The organism is Priestia sp. SIMBA_032 (genome assembly GCF_046535215.1).
GTDB classification, from domain to species: domain Bacteria; phylum Bacillota; class Bacilli; order Bacillales; family Bacillaceae_H; genus Priestia; species Priestia aryabhattai.
In genome coordinates, this window is sequence record NZ_JAWRXD010000791.1 from 1 (window position 1) to 266 (window position 266).

Below are 266 nucleotides of genomic sequence, written 5' to 3' on the forward strand. Positions count from 1 at the left end.
GATTCATGAAGAACCAGCAATTTTTCATTTTGGGAAACAAGGACAAGGGCCTCAGTTACAAGAAGGAATGGTGATTACGATTGAGCCGATTGTCAATGTAGGTATGCGATATTCGAAAGTAGATTTAAATGGGTGGACTGCACGAACGATGGATGGGAAATTATCAGCTCAATATGAGCATACACTTGCGATTACAAAAGATGGGCCAATCATTTTAACGAAGTTGTAATTGGGAATGAAAGAGTTTACAAAACTCGAACGAAAAT

General features: G+C 38.3%; 1 protein-coding gene. It reads left to right on the forward strand.

What is annotated here, in order from left to right; genetic code table 11:
• Nucleotides 1-229 (forward strand): M24 family metallopeptidase (locus tag SB717_RS36495; protein ID WP_410907924.1); only part of this gene is annotated, 229 nt, incomplete at its 5' end.
• Between the last annotated feature and the right edge of the window lie 37 nt (nucleotides 230-266).